The organism is Serratia sp. L9 (assembly GCF_050632285.1).
Taxonomy (GTDB): domain Bacteria; phylum Pseudomonadota; class Gammaproteobacteria; order Enterobacterales; family Enterobacteriaceae; genus Chania.
Genome location: NZ_CP192591.1, coordinates 2978255 through 3003523, shown reverse-complemented (window position 1 = coordinate 3003523; position 25269 = coordinate 2978255). Strand labels below are relative to the sequence as shown.

General features: G+C 50.7%; 25 protein-coding genes, 1 tRNA gene and 1 pseudogene. 19 read left to right on the top strand and 8 right to left on the bottom strand.

Annotated elements, in window-relative coordinates; genetic code table 11:
- Positions 1–11 precede the first annotated feature (11 nt).
- Together ACQ86O_RS14155 and ACQ86O_RS14150 are read right to left on the bottom strand one after the other, a co-directional pair.
- Positions 12–614 (bottom strand): DUF3987 domain-containing protein, encoded by a 603-nt coding sequence (locus tag ACQ86O_RS14155; RefSeq protein WP_431221652.1) that lies wholly within the window; start codon positions 612–614, stop codon positions 12–14.
- A 504-nt stretch (positions 615–1118) separates the two neighbouring features.
- Positions 1119–1439, bottom strand: a complete 321-nt coding sequence (locus ACQ86O_RS14150; RefSeq protein ID WP_431221651.1) for a hypothetical protein — start codon at positions 1437–1439, stop codon at positions 1119–1121.
- Positions 1440–1494: 55 nt separating this feature from the next.
- On the opposite strand from ACQ86O_RS14150, the gene ACQ86O_RS14145 reads away from it, so the two are divergent.
- The 16 genes from ACQ86O_RS14145 (at position 1495) to ACQ86O_RS14070 (ending at position 11224) form a co-directional block, all read left to right on the top strand.
- On the top strand, positions 1495–2103 hold the full coding sequence (locus ACQ86O_RS14145) for a tyrosine-type recombinase/integrase (RefSeq protein WP_431221650.1): 609 nt from the start codon (positions 1495–1497) through the stop codon (positions 2101–2103).
- Between the two features lie 328 nt (positions 2104–2431).
- Positions 2432–3043 carry an EcsC family protein gene (locus ACQ86O_RS14140; protein ID WP_431221649.1) on the top strand — a complete coding sequence of 204 codons (612 nt, stop codon included), beginning with the start codon at positions 2432–2434 and terminating at the stop codon, positions 3041–3043.
- Positions 3044–3193: 150 nt separating this feature from the next.
- Positions 3194–3925 carry a DUF3944 domain-containing protein gene (locus ACQ86O_RS14135; RefSeq protein WP_431221648.1) on the top strand — a complete coding sequence of 244 codons (732 nt, stop codon included), beginning with the start codon at positions 3194–3196 and terminating at the stop codon, positions 3923–3925.
- Between the two features lie 52 nt (positions 3926–3977).
- Positions 3978–4667, top strand: a complete 690-nt coding sequence (locus ACQ86O_RS14130; protein ID WP_431221647.1) for a helix-turn-helix transcriptional regulator — start codon at positions 3978–3980, stop codon at positions 4665–4667.
- A 43-nt stretch (positions 4668–4710) separates the two neighbouring features.
- Positions 4711–4920, top strand: coding sequence for a hypothetical protein (locus tag ACQ86O_RS14125; RefSeq protein ID WP_431221646.1), 210 nt, complete (start codon positions 4711–4713; stop codon positions 4918–4920).
- Positions 4921–4996: 76 nt separating this feature from the next.
- Positions 4997–5458, top strand: a complete 462-nt coding sequence (locus ACQ86O_RS14120) for a hypothetical protein (protein WP_431221645.1) — start codon at positions 4997–4999, stop codon at positions 5456–5458.
- Positions 5459–5786: 328 nt separating this feature from the next.
- The gene (locus ACQ86O_RS14115; protein WP_431221644.1) at positions 5787–6608 is read left to right on the top strand and encodes a DUF932 domain-containing protein; all 822 of its coding nucleotides are present in this window, start codon (positions 5787–5789) and stop codon (positions 6606–6608) included.
- The gene (locus tag ACQ86O_RS14110; RefSeq protein ID WP_431221643.1) at positions 6608–6865 is read left to right on the top strand and encodes a hypothetical protein; all 258 of its coding nucleotides are present in this window, start codon (positions 6608–6610) and stop codon (positions 6863–6865) included. The genes ACQ86O_RS14115 and ACQ86O_RS14110 overlap by 1 nt, the downstream gene beginning before the upstream one ends.
- A gap of 373 nt (positions 6866–7238) precedes the next feature.
- Complete coding sequence (locus tag ACQ86O_RS14105) at positions 7239–7685, top strand: antirestriction protein (protein ID WP_431221642.1); 447 nt, start codon at positions 7239–7241, stop codon at positions 7683–7685.
- Positions 7686–7695: 10 nt separating this feature from the next.
- Complete coding sequence (gene radC, locus ACQ86O_RS14100) at positions 7696–8181, top strand: RadC family protein (RefSeq protein WP_431221641.1); 486 nt, start codon at positions 7696–7698, stop codon at positions 8179–8181.
- 39 nt (positions 8182–8220) lie between these two features.
- Positions 8221–8634, top strand: a complete 414-nt coding sequence (locus tag ACQ86O_RS14095; protein WP_431221640.1) for a hypothetical protein — start codon at positions 8221–8223, stop codon at positions 8632–8634.
- Positions 8631–8951: a DUF5983 family protein gene (locus tag ACQ86O_RS14090; protein ID WP_431221639.1), complete on the top strand. Its 321-nt coding sequence runs from the start codon at positions 8631–8633 to the stop codon at positions 8949–8951. The genes ACQ86O_RS14095 and ACQ86O_RS14090 overlap by 4 nt, the downstream gene beginning before the upstream one ends.
- 75 nt (positions 8952–9026) lie before the next feature.
- The gene (locus ACQ86O_RS14085; protein WP_431221638.1) at positions 9027–9488 is read left to right on the top strand and encodes a hypothetical protein; all 462 of its coding nucleotides are present in this window, start codon (positions 9027–9029) and stop codon (positions 9486–9488) included.
- A gap of 12 nt (positions 9489–9500) precedes the next feature.
- On the top strand, positions 9501–9836 hold the full coding sequence (locus tag ACQ86O_RS14080; RefSeq protein WP_431221637.1) for a TA system toxin CbtA family protein: 336 nt from the start codon (positions 9501–9503) through the stop codon (positions 9834–9836).
- A gap of 85 nt (positions 9837–9921) precedes the next feature.
- Entirely contained in the window at positions 9922–10290 is a 369-nt protein-coding gene (locus ACQ86O_RS14075) for a type IV toxin-antitoxin system YeeU family antitoxin (protein WP_431221636.1), read from the top strand.
- Between the two features lie 76 nt (positions 10291–10366).
- The gene (locus ACQ86O_RS14070; RefSeq protein WP_431221635.1) at positions 10367–11224 is read left to right on the top strand and encodes a DUF4942 domain-containing protein; all 858 of its coding nucleotides are present in this window, start codon (positions 10367–10369) and stop codon (positions 11222–11224) included.
- Between the two features lie 232 nt (positions 11225–11456).
- On the opposite strand, the gene ACQ86O_RS14065 is transcribed toward ACQ86O_RS14070, so the two are convergent.
- The 4 genes from ACQ86O_RS14065 to ACQ86O_RS14050 form a co-directional block, all read right to left on the bottom strand.
- Positions 11457–11544 (bottom strand) — tRNA-Ser (locus ACQ86O_RS14065).
- Positions 11545–11700: 156 nt separating this feature from the next.
- The gene (gene osmE, locus ACQ86O_RS14060) at positions 11701–12030 is read right to left on the bottom strand and encodes an osmotically-inducible lipoprotein OsmE (protein ID WP_431221634.1); all 330 of its coding nucleotides are present in this window, start codon (positions 12028–12030) and stop codon (positions 11701–11703) included.
- A gap of 116 nt (positions 12031–12146) precedes the next feature.
- A complete protein-coding gene (locus ACQ86O_RS14055; protein ID WP_431221633.1) occupies positions 12147–12563 on the bottom strand; it encodes a VOC family protein in 417 nt (138 codons plus the stop codon).
- A gap of 151 nt (positions 12564–12714) precedes the next feature.
- Positions 12715–13827, bottom strand: coding sequence for a porin OmpC (locus ACQ86O_RS14050; RefSeq protein ID WP_431221632.1), 1113 nt, complete (start codon positions 13825–13827; stop codon positions 12715–12717).
- A gap of 835 nt (positions 13828–14662) precedes the next feature.
- Between ACQ86O_RS14050 and ACQ86O_RS14045 the strand changes: the two genes are divergently transcribed.
- The 3 genes and pseudogenes from ACQ86O_RS14045 (at position 14663) to rcsB (ending at position 19183) form a co-directional block, all read left to right on the top strand.
- Positions 14663–15817, top strand: coding sequence for an MFS transporter (locus tag ACQ86O_RS14045; protein ID WP_431221631.1), 1155 nt, complete (start codon positions 14663–14665; stop codon positions 15815–15817).
- An 18-nt stretch (positions 15818–15835) separates the two neighbouring features.
- Positions 15836–18540, top strand: a pseudogene (gene rcsD, locus ACQ86O_RS14040) (phosphotransferase RcsD).
- Positions 18533–19183, top strand: a complete 651-nt coding sequence (gene rcsB, locus ACQ86O_RS14035; RefSeq protein ID WP_021178490.1) for a response regulator transcription factor RcsB — start codon at positions 18533–18535, stop codon at positions 19181–19183. Before rcsD ends, rcsB begins: the two are co-directional and overlap by 8 nt.
- A 51-nt stretch (positions 19184–19234) precedes the next feature.
- On the opposite strand, the gene rcsC is transcribed toward rcsB, so the two are convergent.
- Both rcsC and gyrA read right to left on the bottom strand, forming a co-directional pair.
- Positions 19235–22105, bottom strand: a complete 2871-nt coding sequence (gene rcsC / locus ACQ86O_RS14030; RefSeq protein WP_431221630.1) for a two-component system sensor histidine kinase RcsC — start codon at positions 22103–22105, stop codon at positions 19235–19237.
- A 185-nt stretch (positions 22106–22290) separates the two neighbouring features.
- Positions 22291–24939 (bottom strand): DNA topoisomerase (ATP-hydrolyzing) subunit A, encoded by a 2649-nt coding sequence (gyrA, locus tag ACQ86O_RS14025; RefSeq protein ID WP_431221629.1) that lies wholly within the window; start codon positions 24937–24939, stop codon positions 22291–22293.
- Between the last annotated feature and the right edge of the window lie 330 nt (positions 24940–25269).

Sequence of the window (25269 nt, the reverse complement as noted above, 5' to 3'; positions counted from 1 at the left end):
GACACCGCGATCTAGGATAGTCCCCCCTCATCAGCAATCAGTCCTACGCTACGGCCCACGCCGTCCATGTCCGCCAACAATGCCTGCGGCGTGGTGTTGCTGTACAACAGCTTACGTAAACACGGACGTTGGGGCTCACGAGCTTTGTGCTCCAGGAGTTGCAACTCTTCAGCCTCCGTTGACTCATTGCGCTTCGTTTTGCGCTTGAGCACGTTGAAATAAGCTGATTGTTTCGTGCTCCATATCTGATGACGAGCCTCATAATCCTTTTGAAGCACCATATGCGCCTCCGACATGGCCAGATCAAAAGCGCGGAATGGTGCCATAATCTCATCATCAACACTGGATTTACGCTCTCCCGATTCGGCAATAGCGTAGGTGTACAATGACGTCGGATGGACCAACCCCTCCATCGGACTGACGTCTATATGGCCTTGACAAGCCAAAGAGATGGCCGCCAGTAACGCATTGGCGATCAACCCTTCTGGGGCCTGCGTTTTATTCCTCACGTTATGGAAAGTTTTGTTCAGCATCTCAGGTAACGCATAACAGGGGAAAGGATACTGCATTAGCGGTAACATACCTGGTTGCCAGTTAGTAGGTATATAGCTCATGATATTATTTCTCTTGATTGAAAGTAATGTCATCCCACAAAGTGCCACAACGGGGAGAAATAATGAGAATTGACAAACCATTGCAGATAGACACTTTTTGCAATGGACGCTAAAAGACAATAAAAAATCGACAAACGTTCTACTTGAGCATATGAAACATCTTACTGTTATAATTAATTCGCATTGCATCATATTGAGCAATATTGAAACCGGTCGACTTGCGCTCCTATGCACGATACTGTGCCGCAAGTATGAAAGAGTATTAACCCGCGATAAACTCGTCTATAGATAAACCGGTAACGAAAAAAGTGGGAACGGTAAAGTTATTTTTAATCTCACACACTAATTAGGTCAAGGCGTACCTTCATTTTATTTCACGATTGGGGCGTATTTCGTTCCATTGTGCAAATATATTTTCACCGGTTCTTGTTTTTAATAACCCGCTGCTTCTCGTTCACTATTTTTTGAATGATTTCTACCAGTCGTAGAAACGGCAGACATACTTTAAAATTTTAGGGTATCTGGGGTATCTGGGGTATCTGGGGTATCTGGGGTATCTGGGGTATCTGGGGTATCTGGGGTATCTGGGGTATCTGGGGTATCTGGGGTATCTGGGGTATCTGGGGTATCTGGGGTATCTGGGGTATCTGGGGTATCTGGGGTATCTGGGGTATCTGGGGTATCTGGGGTATCTGGGGTATCTGGGGTATCTGGGGTATCTGGGGTATCTGGGGTATCTGGGGTATCTGGGGTATCTGGGGTATCTGGGGTGGGTATCTGGGGTATCTGGGGTATCTGGGGTATCTGGGGTATCTGGGGTATCATTTTTTCTCGTTTCTGTTAACCTTGTAAAGATGCATTTCTCACTCTGAGATTTCTGATGCCACTGACTGACGAAGACATGGATGCTTTGATAGCAACCGGCAAAGCCTATCGGCGTTATGATGGTTTGGGGTTGTATGTTCAGGTATCAAAAACCGGAAAACGTTACTGGCGCTACAAATTTCGCTTTGATGGTGTAGAGAAACTCTACGCATTAGGCAAATACCCCGAGACTTCCCTGGCCGAAGCGCGACAAAAACATTCAGAAGCCAAAGAGAAAGTCGATGCAGGGATCAATCCTTGCCATACGCGTAATGTCGCCAAATTCATGCGTGCTGTGAAAAACAAAACCACATTTCAGCAAGCTACATTAAGCCTGTACCACCAGCGATTACAGAATAAACCTGAGGCTAAAGAACAATTTTCAGCATTGCTGGAAAGGCTGGAGCAGGATGTTTTCCCCTACATTGGCGCACACCCAGTTCTGGAAATAACTCCTGTTGAGTTGATGACAATCCTGTTGAGAAAAGAGCAAGCTTCTGGCTCAACCCCCGAAACACAAATCATGCGCAATTTTTGTGCTGGGGTCATTAGTACTGTCATCATGCAAGGCGATATCTATGGGGAATTAACATCGGTTTTTCCCTGTGCTGATAGCGAGAAGTGATATCACTAAAGCCACAGCCACCAAGCTGGAACAATTTGAACTCACCGACTTTTTATTGCATTGCAGAGTTATCATGGAACACCGCAGCATTAGGCTATTGGTGCGCGAGTACTCTCAGAGCGAGGCCAATTACTGCAGGCTTATGCCACTGTCATCGAAACAATTGAAGGTGGTGGTGCGTTAGTGCTTGGCATTGTATTTCCTACTTTTTTATTCCACGGCCCACCAACCGTGAATCAACACATTTTCACACCTATATCACTGAAGGGAATTACGCCACAGCATCCACCGTGGCGTGTGTTTTCCACTCAATGAAACAGGTTGTAATATGCATGATGAGAAGCCCTCTCTTTCACCGTTATCCCGCTGGCTGGATGCCTTATACGCCAAAGCTCTACAAGGTGGTCCAGGCATCAGTTCTGCCCATCAGTTGGTAGAGCAGTACCGCAATACCTTCTCAACCCCGCAAAGCGCCGCTCTGAGTCTGGTTCGCTGGGAAGCCGCCAAGGCGGCTACCAGTGGGTTTATGCTGGGTGTAGGCGGTATAGCCACACTTCCCGTTACGCTCCCCGCCAGCCTGGTTGGGCTGCTGTTGCTACAGTTCAGGTTGATTGCTGCCATCGCTTTGCTGGCTGGGCATGATGTTCACGACGTGCGTACCCGCTATCTGGCTTATCTCTGTCTCGGCGGCACTGTCGCTAAAGATGGCTTGCAGGCGTATGCCACCTGTTTGTTCCAACAGATGTCAACACGCTCCCTTGAACAGGTGACTGAAAAAACCGCCACAGGCCTGGCCGCTCGGCTGACTACTCGCCTCCCCACGACTCCTCTAAGCCATCTTGTGCCACTGCTGAGTGGTGTGGTCAGCGGCAGTCTGGATTATCTGGCTGTGCGGTCATCAGGGGCATTAGCCTGCGCCGCCTTTCTGCACAAGGTCTGAGCCGACTTTTCCTCACCTGCCGCGTCACACCCTGTCCAATTTATCCCCTTAGCTTCGGGAAAATCACCATTTTGGTCGCCATACCCTGTCAACCCCCTCCGTTACAGTAGTCGCCAGTTCACGACCTACGGCCAACACAGGAGAAATACCATGGCGACCTACCGCATCGACCCCGACCTAACGTTTTTAGGGCAGTGCTCCAACGAGGACCTGGGCGCACTGGTCTCTGTGCTCACCCACGATACCAAAGATGGCAAAAAGCGCTGGTCGGAAAGCCTGACCAGCACCCCGGAATACACCCTGTTTTATCCCGACCACCAGAAGTATTGGACGGCTATCGGGGCTGAACTCCAGGCCTTTGGGGCCAACAGTCTGGCGACACTGACCCGACTCAACAAAGGTGTGCTCTACCGGGAGTTACTGACGGATGTGTGTAAAAAGCTCAAGGTCAACTTCAGCAAGGAGAGCTCCATCGAAACGATTGAACTGAACATGTTGTTGAAAGTAATGGAAAAAAGCCTGGCGAAAATGACCGAAGAGGAGCTGCAGCAGTTGTCACGTGACATGCAGCTCAATCTGTCCAATCCCACACCTCAACTGGTGTTGATGGCGCTGCAAGCCGCCATTCGTACCTCGGGAGTCGCAGCGCTGGAACTGGCCACACTGCTGGCCATTAATATCATCAATACCTTGGGCGGGATTGCCACGATAGGGGCCTACTTTGTTGCACAACGTGCACTGACCGTACTGGCCGGTCCCATCGGCTTGACGCTCAGCTCCGCCTGGCTGATTGCCGATATCACCGGCCCGGCCTACCGGGTCACCGTACCGGCCTGCATCATTGTGGCCTACCTGCGTCAGAAACACCTCGCACAACAATAACCAACGCCCCTGTACGGTCGTGCAGGGGAACCTTTCACTCAGGGAATCGATTATGTCCGCACAGGAACGTCGCCATGACAGGCTCGCTTACCGGCTGGCCTCCATCATCAGTCGGCTCTTCAATGGCGAATCTCTCTCCGTGGCTGCGTTGGCACGGGAGTTCAATGTCTCGTTACGTACACTGGACCGGGATTTCAACACGCGTCTGGTCGGTCTGGATATGGATTACCGTGAGGGCTGTTACCGGCTGGCTGACTCGCAACGCCCCTTTCGTACCGACAGGGACATCATCCAGTTTGCCAGCATCACTGACGTGAAGCAGTTCTTTCCCGCACTGGACAGAAAGCTGTTATCCATTTTACTCAACAAGGAGCTGGACTCACCCTACATCGTCTATAACGCGCCGCCTAAACGGCTGCCGTCGTTATTCGGCGGATTTTATGTCATTACCCAGGCCATTGTGGAAGACCGCATTATCCGCTTTGTTTACGAAGGCCTGAAACACGCAGCCGCAGAGCCCTACAAACTGATTTATTTTGCCGGAGATTGGTATCTGTGTGCTGCCATCAACAACATCATTCAGGTGTTTGACATGCACCACCTGAGCGATATCACGCTGACCATCAGCACATTTGTCAAAAAGGAGGCCATCAACAGCATCATCAGCGAAGAGAAGTTCATCACCGCGTTACCGCATTTTCAATATATCAAGGCATTGACCGCATCCGAATCGGGTCAATAAATATCACAGCATCGTCTATTACCTTGTCAATGAAGGGAGCATCATGTCTCTATTTCGCAACCTTGCTACGGCAACGGGAATTATCGGCACCCTGCTTACTGCCTACCAGGCACAAAAAGCCGCTGCGGACATAATGAAAGCGAATGCCTTTTCATCAGAGAATATTCGTGCCGGGCGAGTGGGTGCCCTCTTCATCACCACACTGTTTATCGGTGGCCTGGCAGATGCCCTTATTAAACGTACATTCACCTGAAAAGCAATTATGCCGCCGACGGACACATTCATAGACCCGTTTATATTTACACTAAATAATCAATAAGGAATCCTTAATGAAACTGACATTATCCCAATCTATCGTAGCAAGCCTGATTTTTACCTCTACACTGACGATGGCCGCTCCGTGGCAAAGCGGTTACAGCAACGGTAACGACGTCTATGCCACCACAGATAAAAGTGGTTCGGTCAAATTCGTGTTGTCCTGTGATGGCTTTGCCACAACGGCAGCCGAAATCGTCAATGCCAAGAGTAACAAACAGCTTGCTTACAACTATGCCATTCCCGGTGTCACCGTTATGTCCGTGACGATTGATGGTCGATCCTACTCTGCGCCATTCAGTCAGGAGGTCTACAACACGCCACAGAAATTTTCAGCCTTCTATAACGCCTTCCGCAATGCACGCAGCCTGGAAATGACCGTGGGGAATAAAAGCTATACTTTCCCAACCGAAGGGCTCAAACAGGCGTTTCCCGCTTATGGCAGTCATGATTATAAATGCCATGTGGAAAAATAACGGCATTGATTGTTGATGAATCTCAGCGCTTTATTTTTCGTCAATAAATATCTATACCAGCGTGATTAACTGAATTTAATCAGGCAAGAAGACTGACGCTCTTCTTGCCTGTTATTCCTATCATTCTTTAACACAAGAGGAGATATTAATACTGACGTATTAATACACTTCATAAACCCCCTTCCTTTTATGGTTTCCCCCTTTCGGTCTGTTATCCATAGTATTAACGACATTAGTGTAAAAATAAATTAGCAGTGTTCAACAGGCCCCCCGGTTATCCGGTGGAACCTGTTTTGTTATTTAGTGATATTTGAAAAAGGAAAGACTCATGACACGTTTAGCCTCCCGTTTTGGTCGGGTGAATTCCGTTCGCCGCGACCGCCCATTAACCGTTGATGAGTTAGCCCAGTACGTGCCCAGCGTCCTGGGTGACGACAAGCATCAATCCCGCAGTGCCCGTTACGCCTACATTCCGACCATTACGTTGCTGGAGCGGTTGCGCGAAGAAGGTTTTGAACCGTTCTTCGCTTGCCAGACCCGTGTGCGGGATGTGGATAAACGTGAACATACCAAGCACATGCTGCGACTGCGTCGTTCAGGGCAAATCACCCAGAAAGAAGTACAGGAAATCATTCTGTTAAATAGCCACGATGGCTCTTCGAGCTATCAAATGCTGCCGGGCTGGTATCGTGAAGTTTGTTCGAACGGGTTGGTTTGCGGACAGAGTTTTGGCGAAATTCGCGTGCCACACCAGGGTGATGCGGTGGAAAAGGTGATTGAAGGGGCCTACGAGGTCTTGGGGATATTTGACCGGATAGAAGAAAGCCGCGAAAGCATGCTGGCATTAACGTTGACGCCGGAACATCAACATGCACTGGCGCACGCAGCACTGACCTACCGTTACGGCGAAGAACACCACCCGGTGACCGAAAGCCAAATCCTGATGCCTCGACGATGGGAAGACAAGAAAGACGATTTGTGGACAACTTTTCAACGGGTTCAGGAAAATTTGAGTAAAGGGGGATTATCGGGTCGCAGTGCCAAAGGCAAACGGGCTCAAACCCGTGCCGTCAAAGGCATTGACAGCGATATCAAGCTCAATAGAGCCTTGTGGGTAATGGCAGAGCAACTTAAGCAGGCGGTGGCTTGATGCAACATGTTCCCGCTGACGCACAGCAGACAGACGAACATCCTGTGCCATTGGACAACGAACCCGGCAGTCGCTCGATATCCGATGACGATTTATGCGCCTGGTGCAGCCATCTTTGCTATCGACCGGGTGAAAGCAGCCTGTGCCGATTCGTCGAGGTAAAGGGGCATTGGCCTGCCTGCTTTGATACTGATGGCTATGCTCAATCCTGCACCGAACTGCACCTGATAATCCCTACCATGCTTCAAAACGGCTAAGCACAGCAACGCTCACCGTCTTTGCCTGACGATAAACGATCGGTTTAGACGATCGGTTTACGATTATTGATCTGCACAATCAATTATCTTTGCCGTTTATCGCCCGATAGGATGGGTGGGGTTGTCTGTTGGTATTTCCATAACACTTCAGCAGCATTTTTGTTACACCAACATCAGGGAAACACCTTGTCCGTTATCACTGCGATAACGGTTTTCAAGAAGGCAAGGGAGAGGCTGTCAATGACCACCTGATCCTCAATAAGCCTCTATTAAATCAATACGTTATTTTATTACCGACCACTACGTGCAGGCTCCACCGGTTTTTCCGGTGGGGCCTGTTTTGTTATTTATCTCATACAGAAGGATATTTTTCATGAATACACATTCTACACCGCCTACAGCAATCCCTCAGACCAACACAATGACCGCCACGGCAGTACCAGCCCAACAGCGCTCACGTTTCTGGCCACAGCACTTCGGCAGCATACCGCAATGGCTCATTCTAGAGGCTCACATCTTTGGTTGGCTGGATCGTCTGTGTGCAGACTATCACGGGGGTTCCTGGAATTTTTATACACTCAGTAATGGCGGGGCCTTTATGGCTACAGAAGGCGATGAGCGATGGTCACTGTTTAACGGTATGAATGGTAATGGTGCCGACATGAGCGCCGAAGCCGCAGGCATCACCGCCTGCCTGATGGCCTACAGCCACTACGCCTGCCGCATCGAAAGTGAGGCGATGACCGACCATTTCTATCGCCTGCGGGAATACGCGCTGCACCACCCCGACAGCCGTGCCATTTTCGCCCTGATTGACTGAGAGCACCGACATGAACTCCTCAACATTATTGGCGTCAACCGCCCTGCCGTTAACGGCACAGCGCACGGTGAAACGCGCCCTGTCATTGCTGGAAAAACACCTGCGTGAGCCAGGAGCATTGTTCACCTCCACCAGCACCGCACGCGACTGGTTACGTTTACAACTCGCAGGACAAGAACGTGAAGTGTTTATCGTGTTGTATCTCGACAATCAGCACCGGTTGCTGGCGAGCGAAACCTTGTTCACCGGCAGTATCAGAAGCACGGAAGTTCATCCCCGTGAAGTCGTGAAGGCGGTGCTTCGTCACAACGCGGCGGCTGTCATTCTGGCGCACAATCACCCCTCTGGGGAGGCTGAACCCAGCCAGGCTGACCGGCAGATCACTGAAAGGTTGGTCAACGCGCTGGCACTGATTGATGTGAAGGTCTTGGACCATCTGATTGTCGGTGGTCTGGATATCGTGTCATTCACCGAACGCGGCTGGTTACCTAGCTGATAGCCAATTTCTTCCATTCTATTTTTCAGCATTGCGCTGATGTCGTGCGTCTCCCTCTTTATAAGGAACCTTCTCTATGGCTGGTTATTTTCACACCGCTCTCGCCGTGAGCTGATCGCGGCACTGATCCAAACCGATGACACTGAACACTATCAACACGTGACGCTGGCGCATGCGCTACGGGGCAATGTCCTGTGGTCGGTTGTCCAAAGCACACCGAAAGATCCGTCCAAAGCCTCCAGAACCGCGATCCACTGTACCCTGATGCAAGGTTCCGGCGGAAGTTGGGGCTATAAGGCGATGGATGAGTCGGTACAGCCTTGTTATTACTCCTGCCCAAAGATCTACCTGACGATGGCCCCGGTCATCAGCCCGGAATGGCGTGAGAAGGTATTGGCACATCATCAACGCCGTTACCCGCAACCGGGTGCAATAAAGGAGGGGGACCGATGATAGCAACAACACCGCTTTTACGTTTTGGTCTGCAATGCAGTTCGGCCCATATCAGTGAGAGCGACAATTTGCTGCTCTACCAGATCTCGCATTGTCAGGATGAATTCAGCGACGGTGAATGGATTGCTTTTTCCGGCACCGGCTACCTGCTGCGCTTGGATGCCTGGACCCACCCGGTATTGCAACTCAAACAGCTGGGGCTGTCCAAAACCTGCCGCCGATTGGTCACCACGCTGATGAAACGCCATCATCTAAGCTACTTACATATAGATGCCCTGGGTGAGGTCTTACCCGACTTTACCACCTTCGACTGGTAATACCCTCAAGTTTCGCTTTCGCATTATCTCTCTACTTTACAAGGACATTGGCTCATGAATAGGAGCGCATCACCCGTGTCTGGCGTCTTTCATTTTCTGCAACATGGCAACGTGACATCGCAGGACTGGAAAGCCTTATGCCAGGCGATCACCACCGCTTACCAGGAACTGTGTCAACACCCAGACAAGCTGGGATTAACTGCAGCACCCGTTATCTGTGAACACACCGGCAACAGCCGATACCAGTTCGACAACAACCTGATGGGATTGGGCATGCTCGGTTTTAACGGTGAGCGGATTACCCATCTAGCAGGCGATCCATTCATTCTCTACCAGCGCCAAACACCCTATGCACTGATCCGCTGCGATACGCGAGGCTATCCCTACCAGTGGCTGGTGATGGCTGCACTGTTGTTGGCCAATACGCAGTGCCCCACTACCTGGACGATTGAATCTGATATCCCCGTGAAGCACTGGCGAAAGGTCGCTCACTGGTTGACCCACCACTGCCAGCTACCGGTTTCCCCACTTTGTTAAGGAACTGCCCGTATGAAGACTCTCGATAAAATACCCAGCATCACACCCTGCGCCAACCAAGCACGAACTGAATACCAGCAACTGCTTGCCTGGTTGCTGGCTCACTGTTACGGCCTGGAGCTTAACGATACGCCCTTTCACGACGATCAGGCCATAGCACAACAGATTGAGCATGGCGTCACGGTACGGGAAACCGTCAATGAACTGGTGGAGAAGTTCGACCTATTACGCATTGATCGCCCCGGTTTCAGCTTGATGGCACAAGATCCCACCTTAAGCAGCGGCGATATGTTACGCGCCCGCAGTGCGCTGGGCTTGCGCAGTTCCGTCATTCGCCGCCTCGCCTGACAGCCTTTCACTTAACTCAGTGATCCAACAACACGCCAGCCTCACCGCTGGCGTTTTACTTTTTCAAGTTCAAGGAATTTTGACGATGAAGGAAACCCAATCCAATGCCACCAGCAACGACAGCACTCCGTCGCCTGTCTGGGGCTTGCAATCTGCTATCACGCCACACCTGGGAGCCCGGTTGGTCCAGCAGGGTAATCACCTGCATTTTCTGGCCGACCGTGCCGGTTTTGTCGGTACGTTCTCTCCTGATGCCCTTAAAAGGCTGGATGCCGCTTTCCCCATACTCATTGAACAGTTGGAAGCCTGCTTGCGCTCCGGTGAGCTTGATCAACGCCGCCAGCATTCCGTCACCGTACAGCATGCTGGTTTTACCTGTGATGCAGACACCTTGGGCAGCTTTGGTCATCTCTATATCGCTGTTTATCAGACAACACCGCCCAACCCGGAATAAGCCGTAAGCGCTCACATACCCCAGCCTTTAACCCTGCCTGCGATAACGCGGGCATTTTTTTCTAAGGAACTCATCGATGCCAACCACATTTAATACCGTCATTGAACCAGAAGTTTTAACCGGTCACACCGAAGTGATTTGTTCCACCAGCATTGAACGTATCGTTACTGGTCGTAATGCCGCGCTGGCGCAGATTGAAGCCCTGATTCACCAGCTCGAGGATATCTCGGCCATCACCAGCAGTATTGGCGGTGGAGTGGCAAGAGACTGGGCAATGAAACAAGACTTTCGCTGCGGTAGCTGGCTGATGGAGAAAGCAGAAACGGCCATGTCCGTGATCACCCGCAATCTTGATCGCGATATATGGCGGGATCTGATGAAGAAATCAGGAATGTTCGCCATCATGGACGCTCAGGCGCGTGACCAGTGGTACAGAAACCTGGAGAACAAAGACCTGCCCGCTATCAGCGAAGAAAGTATCTACAGCACATTCGAGCAGTTGCACCGCGATAAGGGCGAGGTGTTTGAACGGGGGGTGATCAATGTCTTCAAGTCGCTCTCCTGGCATTACAAAACCAACAGCCCGTGCCGCTTTGGCAAAAAGGTGATCGTGTCCAATCTGGTGAGTTATAACCAATGGGGATTTACACTGAACCACAGTTATCGGCGTGACCAACTGGCCGATCTGGAGAGGATGCTGCATTTACTCGATGGCAAACCGCTGCCTGATAATCGTAGCGATCTCACCGCTCGGCTTTATGAGCATATCCGTGCCAATCCGCAGATGGCGAAGGTGTATGAGGATGAGTATTTTTCAATCAAATACTTTATGAAGGGCTCGGCACATCTGACGTTTAGGAAACCGGGGCTGGTTGAGAAGATGAATGACATTGTGGCAAAAAATTTTCCAGAAATGCTACCGTCACGACTGTGATAGCGGAGAGCAAGTAAGCTGCCTGACTTCGCATAGACATCCCATCCCCCTACTCTTTTTACTCGCCGATATTCGAGATACCTAACACCGCATTGTGGGTTCTTCAAATATCGATTCAACACAGGGTAAAGGAGGACAACTGAAACCAACATCCAATGGCATACTGGATGGCATACTGAAAAATAGAAAAAACAAAAAACCCCAAGCTTATTAAAAGCTTGGGGTTAATATTTGGCGGAAGGACAGAGATTCGAACTCTGGGACAGTCGCCCGTCGACGGTTTTCAAGACCGTTGCCTTAAACCACTCGGCCATCCTTCCAATGGGCGCAGATATTAGCGCTACCGTTATGAAATGTCTAGCGTTTACATGCGAAAAAATGAGACGAAACGCTTGCCTGCTTAAATTTCAGGCCAATAGTGGTTAAAAATTAAAGAACCTCGAACAGGCGAGGTTCTTTTAGGCAACAGATGGCCGTTATTTAGGCTGGGTATCGTACTCAGAACAGCTCTGATAGCCCTTGTTCATCACATGACCGGTATCGCTGTAGCTGACAAAGTAGGTCTGCACTTTCCCGTCACGCGGGGCAACGGCATAAGTATCGCAGGTGCCTTGGGCGTGGATCAAAGTGGCAGAGGTTGATGGTGGGCCGGCAATCGCACGTACTTGCTGTTTAGTCATCCCGACTTTTACATCGCTTACCACAGGTTCTTGAACATAACTCGCGGCCCTGTCGTAAGCGGTACAACCAGCAAGAATAGAAAATGTCGCCGCTGCGCACACGGCCAAAACCAGTTTCTTCGTCATAGCTTATCCTCTTAGCATACGTTTACTGTTATCTAAGTGTAGAAGTTAAAAGGATTTTCTACAAATTACGCTTTGTCTTCCCGTGCTAAATCGCCCGTCAAGTAACCGTAACATAGCTAATAGTTAGCCCAGATCCCCGGAGTGACCAATTCCAGCAAATGGCCATCGGGATCGCGAAAATAGAGACTTTCGCCACCCTGTTCCCAACGCATACGCCCTTCTATCTCAATACCCTGTTCAGTCAGATGTTGCTCCCAAAGGGGTAACTGTTCTTTACTCACTGCCAAACCGATATGCTGCGGGCCACTGCCATCGTGCGGTGGGATAAAGCCTTCAGGATAGTGGGCTCCGTTCACCGAATCCCCCTCCAGAAACAATAGCAATACGCTTTGGTTGCCAATGTTATAAGCTCGGAAACGTTCATTAGCCACCATTGCCGGCAGTTTTAACACTTGCTGATAGAAGGCCGCAGCGCGCTCGATATCGCTTACATACAGTACCGTTTCAATCACACGCTCAATATTAAGTTGCATATCATCCTCGGGTTTGTGGATTTATTAATAGGATAAACAGGGAGGGAAAAACTGAATAGCAATCAGTGCCGTGCGAAGATCAATTTGTGCAGTTGTCTGCGGGCAAAAAAACGCGACCCGAAGGCCGCGCTGACAAATTCACACAGGTTGATTAGAACTGGTAAACCAGGCCTACAGCAACCACGTCGTCGGTATTGATACCGGCAAATTTAGTGAAGTTGTTTTCATCCAACAGGTTGATTTTGTAATCAACATAGGTGGACATGTTTTTGTTGAAGTAGTAAGTAGCGCCAACATCAACATACTTCAGCAGATCCTGGTCGCCGTAGCCGCGCTCGATATCCTTTCCTTTAGACTGCAGGTAAGCCACAGAAGGACGCAGACCGAAGTCGAACTGATACTGTGCAACCACTTCGAAGTTTTGCGCTTTGTTAGCATAGCCATAAGCAGTGCTGTTGCTGCTACCGATACGGGTCGCATTATAAGACTGGGTAAACATGGTTGCCAGGTAGACATTGTTGGCATCGTATTTCAGGCCACCGCTATAAGCTTCGGCTTTATCACCGCTACCCAGGATGGAGGCATTACCGTTGGCACCGTTCTGCTCGCTGGTGCGGTCAGAGCTGAAGTATGCACCCGCAGCGCTGATGCCGTAGCCCAGATCGTAAGATACGGACATGCCGTAGCCGTCACCGTTCTGGCCCAGCACATCACGGCCATTGTTAGACTCTGTCGCGCTGCCGTTTTTACCCTGATACTGCAGAGCAAAGTTCAGGCCATCAACCAGACCAAAGAAGTTATTGTTACGGTAAGTCACTACACCGTTGGTGCGTTGGAACAGGAAGTTGTCTGCGCCATAGGTATCACCGCCGAACTCAGGCAGCACGTCAGTCCAGGCGCCGATGTCATACATCACACCGTAATTACGGCCGTAATCCAGTGAACCATAATCGCCGAATTTCAGACCAGCGAAACCAACACGGGTGAAGGCATCATTTTCAGCTTCTGTCTGGTTCAGCTGAACTTGATATTCCCACTCGCCATAGCCAGTCAGTTGATCGTTAATCTGGGTTTCGCCACGCAGGCCAAAACGCATATAAGACTGGTCACCATCGGTGCCGTCATTGTCGGAGAAATAGTGAAGACCATCGATTTTACCGAACAAATCCAGTTTATTACCGTCTTTGTTGTAGATTTCCGCTGCACCCGCTGTGCCAGCGATCAACAGAGCGGGAACGATCAGGGAGAGTACTCGAAGTTTCATCGTTATTATCCTCTTTAATTATGTCGAGCTATGGCCACTGCCCTTCTGAGCATTATTAGCGCGACTGTGCATTACCATTCTGGTAACAAGGGTCATATTAATCCAGAAAGAAAATGATACCAAGTATCCAATAGTGTTTCATTCTAATATTTAAACGTTTCCAAATGTGAATTCAAGCGAACTTTTATCAAAAAGCACCACCAAAACAAATAAGGCACATAATGCCAAATAATATGTTTTTACTTAAAATACATATAGATATACAAATCTTCATAAAAGAAGACAGAAGCGTACAAAAGTATTTATCAATAAGCACGTTGTGCCAAAAACCGCGCTAAATCACCAGGCTATAATCCACCCGCTATCATCATTATTTTCATTATTACCTTCATTATCTGTAAGATATTTTATGTACTTACGACCGGCCTATGGCCGGTTTTTTTATTTTCTTTTCAGGCCGACAATCACACGGAAAAAGCATTTTATGTTAAAAATAATAACCAAAAGATATTATTAGCCTATTTGTAAAAAAGCACTATTAGCTAAAAACAATCGCAAATCAGCCGGCTGATTAATCAAATCAGGATGCCAATCCTTGCAGATCGTTTAAATGACATACGATTATGCAAAAATAAGGGTTACGCGGCTTTAAATAGCCATTGCCAATATTTTTGTTTTTCAGCAACACATTTTCACTATGCTCTGCGTGAAATTTCTCAATTATTCCTTCATATCGATGGCGCTGGTCGCGCGAATCCTTTCGACCCCGATCGCAGATTGTGATAAAAACAGGGATTCTTTTGAGTCACTATCCAGAACCGATCCCGATACCTACATGACATCCACTTTATGCAACGAACAACGTAAGCCTGGTGTACCCGAACAGGTTGTTACCCGTCTGGCCTTTTTCATCGCTGGCCTCGGTATGGCCACTTGGGCACCGCTGGTGCCTTTTGCCAAAACACGCATCAGTATTGATGACGGTTCATTGGGATTGCTGCTGCTGTGCATCGGCGTGGGCTCGATCCTGGCAATGCCGCTGACCGGCCTGCTAACCGGAAAGTTTGGTTGCAGACGAGTGATCCTGCTGGCGGGAATAGCCTTATGCATCGACCTGCCTCTGCTGGTGTTGATGGATTCAACCCTTGGGATGGCACTGGCTTTACTGTTATTCGGTGCAGCGATCGGTATGGTGGACGTCGCGATGAACATTCAGGCTGTCGTGGTCGAACGCGCCAGCGGACGGGCAATGATGTCCGGTTTTCACGGTTTCTTCAGCATTGGTGGGATCGCCGGTGCTGGGGGTGTCAGTGCGCTGTTATGGCTGGGGCTTGGGCCATTGCAAGCCACGCTGATCGCCGTTGCAATGATTCTGCTGCTGCTTTTTATCGCCAGTAAAAATCTGCTGCGTGAAAGTGGGGGTAATAAGGAAGGCCCGATGTTTGTCCTGCCGCGAGGCTGGGTGATGTTCATTGGTCTCCTGTGCTTTATTATGTTCCTGGCGGAAGGTTCTATGCTTGACTGGAGCGCTCTGTTCCTGACCAGCTTACGTGGAATGGATCATAGCCAGGCGGGGCTTGGGTACGCGCTGTTTTCTATCACCATGACGTTGGGCAGGCTGAATGGCGATCGCGTCGTTAATGCCATGGGAAGATACCAGGTGCTGTTCCTGGGTAGCTTGTGTGCGGCTATCGGTCTGGCACTGGCCATTGCCATCAATAGCGTGATGGCGTCACTGATTGGTTTTATGCTGGTCGGCATTGGCGCATCCAACGTCGTCCCCATTCTGTTTAGCGCCGCCGGTAATCAACAGGCCATGCCTGCCAATCTGGCTATCGCTTCAGTCACCACTGTCGGCTATGCCGGTATTCTCGCAGGCCCTGCGCTGATCGGGTTTATCGCCCAGGTTTCAAGCCTGACGTTTGCCCTGAGCTGTGTCGCCGCCATGTTGCTGATCGTGACCGCCAGCGCTAAAGCGATCACCCGATAAATTCAGGGATGCGTTGCAATGCTACAGAATAGACAACTGACTATCAGCTCCAGCTATATCACCCGCAGTTTCTGGCTGTTCATCATACTGCTGGCCGTGGGCGTGGGTATTTATGGCTACAACTATACCAACGCCTATCTGACGGAGAAAAAACACGCTGTCGTTACCATTGCCAACGCCCTGCAAAAACGTATTGATAGCTATCGTTACCTCACCGATCAGATCTATGACAAATTCGGTAACACGGCGGCCCCCCTCTGGAGACCGAGATACAGGAAACGCGTCTGCGCCCGGATGTCTATTACATTGAGAAACCGCGCAATAAAACCGATGCGGTCATTTTCGGCAATCACGATAGCAGCACGCTCACCACCATGGCGAATATCTCGAACTACCTGGATATCCGCTGGGGAGCAAAAACCGAAAACTATGCAATGTATTATCTTAACGGGCAGGATAACAGCCTGAGTCTGGTAACCACGCAGCCGCTTAAAGAGCTGACATCGCGTTTAAAGGAGAACTATCTTACCGCATCAGCATCGGATCGGCGGGCTGAAATGCTGCAACAGGCCAACCTGCTGGACGAACGGGAAAGCTTCTCTGGCTTACGTAAACAACGCTTCCAGAACGCCTATTCATTTTCCATTCGCACCACTTTTAACCAGCCCGGGCATCTGGCCACGGTGATCGCCTTCGATCTGCCGATTAACGATATCATCCCTCTGAATATGGCCCGAGCCAACTTCCTGCTGCTGCCTGACGATGATGAGCTTGATGATAATGGGGCACCCAGCGATCCTCTGATCAACGCCGAAGCCGCATTAAAAGGCAGTTGGGTTGAGTTCAGCGTTTCTTTGCCAAATGCGCCGATGAAACTGGTTTACCGCGTTTCTGCCTTTAACCTGGCGGTTGACCTGCTACGCAACAACGTCTGGTTACTGGTGGTAAACCTGATATTGCTGGGCCTGTCGATGATGGGCATCTACTTTATTCGCCAGCAATATATTCGCCCCAGTGAGAACATGGCTGCTGAGCTGGAAAGCGAACGCTCGTTAAACCAGGAAATTGTCGCCAGTCTGCCCTCGGGGCTGCTGGTTTATGATTTTGCCAGCAACAGCGTCATTATCAGCAACAAAATTGCCCAACACCTGATGCCGCACCTTAGCCTGCAAAAAATTGCCCATATGGCCGAGCAGCATCATGGCGTGATCCAGGCCACGGTAAACAACGAAGTCTATGAGGTTCGTATCTTCCGCAGCCCTCGCACACCGGAAACCTACCTGTTCCTGCTCAACGATCAGGACAAGGAAGTGGTGGTAAACAAACGGCTGCAACAGGCCCGCCGTGAATACGAAAAAAATGTTCAGGCACGCAAGCTAATGCTGCATAACCTGGGGATCGAACTCACCCAACCGGTGCGCCAGATGCACAACCTGGTCGAAAGCCTGTGTGATGCCCAGGACGAGGAACAGCAGGCATCACTCAAGCAACAGATAAGCCTTGCTTCGGCATCGGTATTGACGCTGATTGACAATATTACCCTGCTGACCCGGCTGGAAACCCAGGATTGGCAGCCTTCACGGCAGCCTTTCAGCCCTTCTGCGCTGTTGGATGAACTGCTGCTGGAAATGCTGCCAGCGATGAATCAGAAAGGGTTGGCACTGCTCCATCATTTCCATCTTGATGTTGGCCAACGCTACATTGGCGATGCAGAGGCCTTACGCAAGGTCATCTCTTTACTGCTCCGCTATGCCATCATCACAACCGACTACGGTAAGATCTCTTTGGTCGTTGAGCATGAAGCCGATCGCCCGGAACATCTGGTTTTTCATATCAATGATACCGGCTCCGGGATCTCCAACGAGGAGATCAGTAACCTGACGTATCCGTTCCTCAGTCAAACGCTGGTCGATCGCTTTAACCACGGTTCCGGGCTGACGTTCTTCCTGTGCAATCAACTGTGTAAAAAGCTCAATGGTCAGTTAGATATCCGCAGCAAAATCGATATCGGTACGCGCTATACCATTCGCGTCACCCTGGAGTTGGAAAAGCCGGAAGAGGAAGCAGCAGAAAAATTACTGGACGGTGTAACCGCGCTGTTGGATATCGCCTCTGATGAAGTCCGCAGTATCGTCACCGCGCAGCTTGACGCCTACGGAGCCAGTTGTCTGGTTGCCGAAGACCGGCAGACCAACCGCGATTATGATGTTCTGCTTACCGATAACCCACAACAGGCCGATGATTATACGCTGTTGCTGGCCAGTGATGAAATCGGCTGGCAACAGTTGGATAAACGTTACATCCGGGTTAACTTTAATCTGCATGGTGCGATGATTGACGCCATTCTCATGCTGATCGAACAACAAATGGCTGCGCTAGAACAGCAGGATGACAGCCTTGCGCCGGCGGAAGATGACATCCAACTCTATGAAAAACAATTGAGATCAAGCGATTACTATGGTTTGTTTATAGAGACAGTACCCGATGATATCAAAAAACTGTATACTGAAGCGGGCAGCGGCGATTTTGCGGCGTTGTCTCAAACGGCACACCGCCTGAAAGGCGTGTTTGCTATGTTAAATCTGCTTCCCGGAAAGCAACTGTGTGAATCGTTAGAACAGCACATCGCGGACGGTGATACGCTCAAGATCGAGAATAACATCAGTCAGATTGATTTTTTCGTCAGTAGACTGCTGCAGCAAGGTAGCCAACAACATGAATAACCTGAACGTAATTATTGCCGATGACCATCCTATCGTACTGTTTGGCATCCGGAAGTCACTTGAGCAAATTGAGTGGGTGAATGTTGTTGGGGAGTTCGAAGACTCGACAGCACTGATCAACAATCTGTCCAAGTTGGACGCCAACGTCCTGATCACCGATCTTTCTATGCCGGGTGACAAATATGGCGACGGCATTACGCTAATTAAATATATCAAACGCCACTATCCGCAGTTGTCGATCATTGTTCTGACCATGAACAATAATCCGGCAATTCTGAGTGCCGTGTTGGATCTGGACATCGAAGGTATTGTACTCAAGCAAGGCGCGCCAACCGATCTGCCAAAAGCGCTGGCTGCATTGCAAAAAGGCAAGAAATTCACGCCCGAAAGCGTTTCCAAGCTGCTGGAAAAAATCAGCGCCAGTGGTTACGGTGACAAACGCCTTTCGCCAAAAGAAAGTGAAGTGCTGCGCCTGTTCGCAGAAGGCTTCCTGGTAACCGAAATCGCCAAGAAGCTGAACCGCAGCATCAAAACCATCAGCAGCCAGAAAAAATCAGCCATGATGAAGTTGGGTGTTGATAACGATATCGCCCTGCTCAACTATCTCTCTTCCGTCAGCATGACGCAGTTGGATAAAGACTAAACCAGCGGGTAAATCGAACGGTAAAGGGCGCTTGTGCGCCCTTTGCTTTTTCTAGCCTTCCTCGCGTGCAACCCGGTTGCGCCGCACCTGTTGGCTGTAATAGGCCAACGCCTGATCCAGCGTTTCCAACGTAACCGGTTTCGACAGGCAATTATCCATCCCGGCCTCAATACAGCGCTGTTTCTCTTCAGCCAGGGCATTGGCCGTGACGCCGATTACTGGCGCGGTAAAGTGCGATTGGCGCAGACGCTGTGTCAGACGGTAGCCGTCCATATTCGGCATATTGACATCCGTTAACACGATATCCACCGTATTGCGGTTCAACACTCCTAATGCATCAATACCGTCATTGGCTGTAATCACATGATAGCCCAACGACGTCAGTTGATCGGACAATAACCGGCGGTTAATCGGGTGATCGTCCACCACCAGCAGGTGAATATCACCGTTATCAACACTGTTGGTTTTGGTGGGCAATGGCAGTTGCACCAGATTTTTGGCGCTATCGGTTTCAAAGCCAAACAGCCGGTTCAACAAGACGATGATATCCCTGGGTGTCGACGTGCTATGCAGCCAATAACCGGGATGTATTTCTAATGACGGCCCAATGTGCGCTATAGAAAGCTCAATCTGGGCCAACAACGGGGTAGTTACCTGCATAGCGTAGTCACTGAGCAGGACATCACCCGATGCAATCTCCTGCCCTTCATGGCGTTGTAGCGTAGCGCCATAATCCCCAAGGATCGCCATCAGATAATTTTCCAGCCGTTGGTTACGGATCTGCAACCACAGGGTTTTCCCCTGCCAGACATCGCTGATCTGCGGGGTTGGGAACTGCACCCCAAACAAAGGAATACGGATGGTGAACAAGCTGCCAAGCCCAGGCTCAGATTCCACCGCGATATCACCGTCCATCAGGTTGATCAGCTTTTCACAAATTGCCAACCCTAAACCGGTTCCCTGGAAATGGCGCTGCACACCACTGCCAACCTGGAAAAACGGATCAAACAGGCGGGTGATCTCTTTCTCAGGGATGCCAACACCCGTATCACGCACGCTAAATTCCAGATAGCTATCACGCGTGCAGACCTGCAAAATGATGCAGCCGGTATCGGTAAATTTAATGGCATTATTCAATAGATTGGAGAGCACCTGCTGCAGGCGCACCGGGTCACCGTTAATCCGTTCCGGCACCCCCGGCTCAATAAAGCAGTACAGCCCAACGCGTTTCTTCACCACCAGCGGCAGATAGTTACCGGCAATATGGGTAATCAGCTCCAGGCAGGAAAACTCGCGTGGCTCAATCTTCAACTGCTCCGACTCTATCTTGGAGAAGTCCAAAATATCGCTGATAATTTTCAGCAACAGCCCCGACGAATTATTCATCGCGTTGACCAAACGATCCACGCCTTGTGGCAGCGATTTGGTTTGCAGCAGATCCAGGTTACCGATAATGCCGTAAAGCGGCGTGCGCAACTCATGGCTGACGGTGGCCAGGAACATCGATTTGGACTGACTTGCCTGCTCTGCCGCCGCGGCCATTTCCTGCAGCGACTCTTCCATTTTCACACGGGCGCTGACATCAACCAGCACGCAAATAGCAACGTCTTCATTGCGATAGCGGGAATGCACAAAGCTGATTTGCAGATTGTTGTTGTTGCTGGTCATCACATCGACAAAATTGACCTGCTGCTCGCAAATAATACGCGTAATGCGATCGCGATCTTCATTGGTCAGCAGATTGATATAGTTATGGGCCAGTTCATTACTCAGGATATTGGTGCCATCGCTGATACGCAAAATACAGATGCCTACCGGTGCCGAAGCCACAATCTTGCGGTTAAACTGCTCGTGCTCCTCCAGGCGGAATGCATTCTCCTCCGCAGGCAGGAACATTTTGCGTTCAAACAGCCATGCCAGGCTGAACAACACCACGGCAGAAAGCAGGTTAAGCAGGACCGCATTGAGGATCAACACTTTAAAGCGCTCCACCACGGTTTTCACCGGCAATGAATAAACAATGCTGAGTGAAGAAGGCGGCAGGGCTTTTTTCATGATTAAATCGTGATAGCTGTCGACATAACCAAAATAATTGTGTTCCTGCGGGTAGGTATTGAGTGACGAAGCATAGCGATCGCCGTTGGCCAGCCGCAACACCGGTTCGCTATTTTCATCCAGCAAGGTGACCCCTAGCGGCAAGTTACCTGCAGTGACAAAATCCTCCAGCCGCACGGTCTGCTCAATCCCCAATAACGCTTCCAGCTTGTTACCGATATAGATTGGCGTCATCACATACAGATAGCCAACGTCAGGCCGCTGTGTGCTGGGGTTGATCCAGTAGAGGTTATTGTCTTTCTCCGGGCTATTGGCGTTGCGGTATTTGAGAATGCGCTCATGTAGCGATTTCAGTACGTTTTGCCGATCGGTGATGCCGCTACTGCTGCCAAACTCGGCCATGCACAAATTATCGCCACCAATAAAGAAAATCCGGTTCAGGTCATACGCTGCAACAAAGTTTTCTTTCCAGTATTGGATCAGGCTGTTCAACGAGGTGAGTGAGTCACTGTAGGACGAATTAAGCGTACAGTTAGATTCTGGGTACAGCGGCTGCAACTCCGGCTGGCTGTCCTTACCGTTCATCATGCCGGTGAACAACTCCAGGCTGCCAACCGCACCGTTCAGGCGATTCTCCGCCATATATTTGATGTCACGGATGATGTCTGCCGAATGGCGGATGTAACCCTGGGCCTGATCAAAATTGAGGTTATATTCTTGGCGAATATCAGACTCTTTTTCATGCAGGATATCCAGGATATAAAAGGTGGTGAGCAGCGCCCCCAGCGACCACAGCATGATCGCCAATACCCGGAACAGATAGCGGGAAATTTTTAAAGTGGTGCGGAAGGACGCTAAATATTTCAATTTGTTACCATGAAAAGGTGAGTAATAACGAGCGTATTCATAGCCAAATGACGTTCCCGGGAAGCACCGCTAAATGATTGTGGCAATTAAACCATATAACTGAAAAAGGGCCTAGCATCGCTGCCAAGCCCTTTTGATTTATGGGCTCGCGCACTGCCAAGCCCTGCACCTACGGGTAATAACCCTTAGGCGTTTTCGTCATCCACATCGTCTGCGGCGCCAGTATCATCACCATCATCTAATGGCGTAGTATCTTCTTCCGCTTCTTCTGCACCCGGTTCGAGGCTGTCGAGCTCTTCATCTTCAACCGGTTCGGCAACGCGCTGCAGGCCAACGACGTTTTCGTCTTCCGCAGTACGGATCAGCGTCACGCCCTGGGTATTACGGCCAACAACGCTGACTTCCGCCACACGGGTACGCACCAGCGTACCTGCATCGGTAATCATCATGATCTGGTCAGTGGTTTCAACCTGAACGGCTCCGACAACCTGGCCATTACGCTCGCTGACCTTGATGGAGATAACCCCTTGGGTCGCGCGCGACTTGGTTGGATATTCCGTCACCGCAGTACGCTTGCCGTAGCCGTTCTGCGTTACGGTCAGGATATCACCCTCACCACGTGGAATAATCAGGGAAACTACGCTGTCGCCCTCACCCAGATTGATACCACGCACACCGGTAGCGGTACGGCCCATAGAACGGACCTGCCCTTCAGGGAAGCGCACCACTTTACCGTTGGCGGAGAACAGCATGACTTCGTTACTGCCATCGGTCAGGTCAACACCAATCAGTTCGTCACCCTCATTGAGGTTGACAGCGATGATGCCAGCACTGCGCGGGCGGCTGAATTCGGTCAATGCGGTTTTCTTCACGGTACCGCTGGCGGTTGCCATAAACACATGGCGCCCTTCTTCGTACTCGCGTACTGGCAGAATGGCGGTAATACGTTCGTTGGCTTCCAGTGGCAGCAGGTTGACAATTGGACGGCCACGGGCACCACGGCTCGCTTCCGGCAGTTGATAAACCTTCATCCAGTACAGACGGCCACGGCTGGAGAAGCACAGGATCGTGTCGTGGGTGTTAGCCACCAGCAGACGATCGATAAAGTCTTCTTCTTTAATGCGGGCCGCCGACTTGCCTTTACCGCCACGGCGCTGCGCTTCATAGTCGGTCAGAGGCTGATACTTCACATAGCCCTGATGCGACAGCGTCACCACAACATCTTCCTGGTTGATCAGGTCTTCAATGTTGATGTCAGAGGTATTCGCGGTGATCTCGGTACGGCGAGCATCGCCAAACTGGTCGCGCATCGCCACCAGTTCTTCACGGATCACTTCCATCAGGCGATCCGGGCTTTCCAGAATAAAGATCAGCTCGGCAATCACGCCCAGCAGCTCTTTATACTCGTCCAGCAACTTCTCGTGCTCCAGGCCGGTCAGTTTCTGCAAGCGCAGATCCAGGATCGCCTGAGCCTGTTGCTCGGTCAGGTAATACTTACCGTCACGGATGCCGAATTCGGGTTCCAGCCACTCTGGGCGCGCGGCGTTATCACCTGCACGTTCCAGCATCGCCCCCACGTTACCCAGTTCCCACGGTTGCGCAATCAACGCAATCTTGGCTTCGGCCGGGGTCGGTGCACGGCGGATCATTTCAATAATCGGATCGATGTTGGCCAGCGCGATAGCCAGAGCTTCCAGGATATGAGCGCGATCGCGGGCTTTACGCAGTTCAAAGATCGTACGGCGGGTAACCACTTCACGGCGGTGACGGACAAATGCCCGCAGAATGTCTTTCAGGTTCAGCAGTTTTGGCTGGCCCTGATGCAGCGCCACCATGTTGATACCAAACGTCACCTGCAGCTGCGTCAGCGAATACAGGTTGTTCAGCACCACTTCGCCCACCGCGTCGCGTTTGACTTCAATCACGATGCGCATACCGTCTTTATCAGACTCGTCACGCAGCGCGCTGATGCCTTCCACACGTTTATCTTTCACCAGTTCGGCAATTTTCTCGATCAGGCGAGCTTTGTTCACCTGATAAGGAATTTCATGCACGATAATGGTTTCGCGGCCAGACTTGGCGTCGGCTTCTACTTCAGCGCGGGCGCGGATGTACACCTTGCCACGGCCAGTGCGGTAGGCCTCTTCAATACCCCGACGGCCATTGATGATCGCCGCCGTTGGGAAGTCTGGCCCCGGGATGTGTTCCATCAGGCCTTCGATGCTGATGTTTTCATCTTCGATATAGGCCAGACAGCCATTGATAACCTCAGTCAGGTTATGTGGCGGAATGTTGGTGGCCATACCCACAGCGATACCGGACGAGCCGTTAACCAGCAGGTTCGGGATCTTGGTCGGCATAACGGCCGGGATCTGTTCGGTACCGTCATAGTTCGGTACAAAGTCGACAGTCTCTTTTTCCAGATCTGCCAGCAGTTCGTGGGCGATTTTCGACATGCGCACTTCGGTATAACGCATCGCCGCAGCGGAGTCGCCGTCCACAGAACCAAAGTTACCCTGGCCGTCCACCAACATGTAGCGCAGTGAAAACGGTTGGGCCATACGAACGATGGTGTCATACACCGCGCTGTCACCATGCGGGTGGTATTTACCGATAACGTCCCCAACGACACGGGCCGATTTCTTGTATGGTTTATTCCAGTCGTTACCCAGTACATTCATCGCGTACAGAACGCGGCGGTGCACCGGCTTCAGTCCATCACGAACATCTGGCAGCGCACGCCCGACAATAACGGACATCGCATAATCCAGATACGAGCTTTTCAGCTCTTCTTCGATATTAACCGGTGTGATTTCTCTGGCAAGGTCGCTCATGGAGCTGCTATCCCTCTACTGAATGATTCATCTGCCCTGGCATAGTGCCAAAGGTGTAAAACTATATCACAAAGCACAGTTTACGGGGAAATTACCGCCGCTGTTTCGCTGAAATATCCCTACAGCAGCGGTAAAAAGCATTAGGCTGTGTCCCTTAATTGCACCTGGGTGCCGCTGGCGGTCATCGGGTTACGCGACAAGGCACGCGTCGTGAGGTTTAGCGGCCCAGATAGGCGGCGAGTAACGTCGTTGCATGCTCCTATGGCCCAGCCCGGAGAGCCGCGCCCCAAAAAACCGTACTCCGCGTTGTCGGGCCTGCACCCAGGCCCG

Bases quoted from the DNA above. Each gene is read 5' to 3' on its own strand.
- ACQ86O_RS14105 (WP_431221642.1), top strand. From the start codon at position 7,239: ATGAATACACATTCTACACCGCCTACAGCAATCCCTCAGACCAACACA.
- ACQ86O_RS14115 (WP_431221644.1), top strand. From the start codon at position 5,787: ATGACACGTTTAGCCTCCCGTTTTGGTCGGGTGAATTCCGTTCGCCGC.
- ACQ86O_RS14145 (WP_431221650.1), top strand. From the start codon at position 1,495: ATGCCACTGACTGACGAAGACATGGATGCTTTGATAGCAACCGGCAAA.
- rcsB (WP_021178490.1), top strand. From the start codon at position 18,533: ATGAATAACCTGAACGTAATTATTGCCGATGACCATCCTATCGTACTG.
- ACQ86O_RS14120 (WP_431221645.1), top strand. From the start codon at position 4,997: ATGAAACTGACATTATCCCAATCTATCGTAGCAAGCCTGATTTTTACC.
- ACQ86O_RS14150 (WP_431221651.1), bottom strand. From the start codon at position 1,439: ATGATACCCCAGATACCCCAGATACCCCAGATACCCCAGATACCCCAG.
- ACQ86O_RS14130 (WP_431221647.1), top strand. From the start codon at position 3,978: ATGTCCGCACAGGAACGTCGCCATGACAGGCTCGCTTACCGGCTGGCC.
- ACQ86O_RS14080 (WP_431221637.1), top strand. From the start codon at position 9,501: ATGAAGACTCTCGATAAAATACCCAGCATCACACCCTGCGCCAACCAA.
- ACQ86O_RS14055 (WP_431221633.1), bottom strand. From the start codon at position 12,563: ATGCAACTTAATATTGAGCGTGTGATTGAAACGGTACTGTATGTAAGC.
- ACQ86O_RS14045 (WP_431221631.1), top strand. From the start codon at position 14,663: ATGACATCCACTTTATGCAACGAACAACGTAAGCCTGGTGTACCCGAA.
- ACQ86O_RS14155 (WP_431221652.1), bottom strand. From the start codon at position 614: ATGAGCTATATACCTACTAACTGGCAACCAGGTATGTTACCGCTAATG.
- ACQ86O_RS14135 (WP_431221648.1), top strand. From the start codon at position 3,194: ATGGCGACCTACCGCATCGACCCCGACCTAACGTTTTTAGGGCAGTGC.
- ACQ86O_RS14110 (WP_431221643.1), top strand. From the start codon at position 6,608: ATGCAACATGTTCCCGCTGACGCACAGCAGACAGACGAACATCCTGTG.
- ACQ86O_RS14070 (WP_431221635.1), top strand. From the start codon at position 10,367: ATGCCAACCACATTTAATACCGTCATTGAACCAGAAGTTTTAACCGGT.
- radC (WP_431221641.1), top strand. From the start codon at position 7,696: ATGAACTCCTCAACATTATTGGCGTCAACCGCCCTGCCGTTAACGGCA.
- ACQ86O_RS14125 (WP_431221646.1), top strand. From the start codon at position 4,711: ATGTCTCTATTTCGCAACCTTGCTACGGCAACGGGAATTATCGGCACC.
- ACQ86O_RS14075 (WP_431221636.1), top strand. From the start codon at position 9,922: ATGAAGGAAACCCAATCCAATGCCACCAGCAACGACAGCACTCCGTCG.
- ACQ86O_RS14140 (WP_431221649.1), top strand. From the start codon at position 2,432: ATGCATGATGAGAAGCCCTCTCTTTCACCGTTATCCCGCTGGCTGGAT.
- ACQ86O_RS14090 (WP_431221639.1), top strand. From the start codon at position 8,631: ATGATAGCAACAACACCGCTTTTACGTTTTGGTCTGCAATGCAGTTCG.
- gyrA (WP_431221629.1), bottom strand. From the start codon at position 24,939: ATGAGCGACCTTGCCAGAGAAATCACACCGGTTAATATCGAAGAAGAG.
- ACQ86O_RS14050 (WP_431221632.1), bottom strand. From the start codon at position 13,827: ATGAAACTTCGAGTACTCTCCCTGATCGTTCCCGCTCTGTTGATCGCT.
- osmE (WP_431221634.1), bottom strand. From the start codon at position 12,030: ATGACGAAGAAACTGGTTTTGGCCGTGTGCGCAGCGGCGACATTTTCT.
- ACQ86O_RS14095 (WP_431221640.1), top strand. From the start codon at position 8,221: ATGTCGTGCGTCTCCCTCTTTATAAGGAACCTTCTCTATGGCTGGTTA.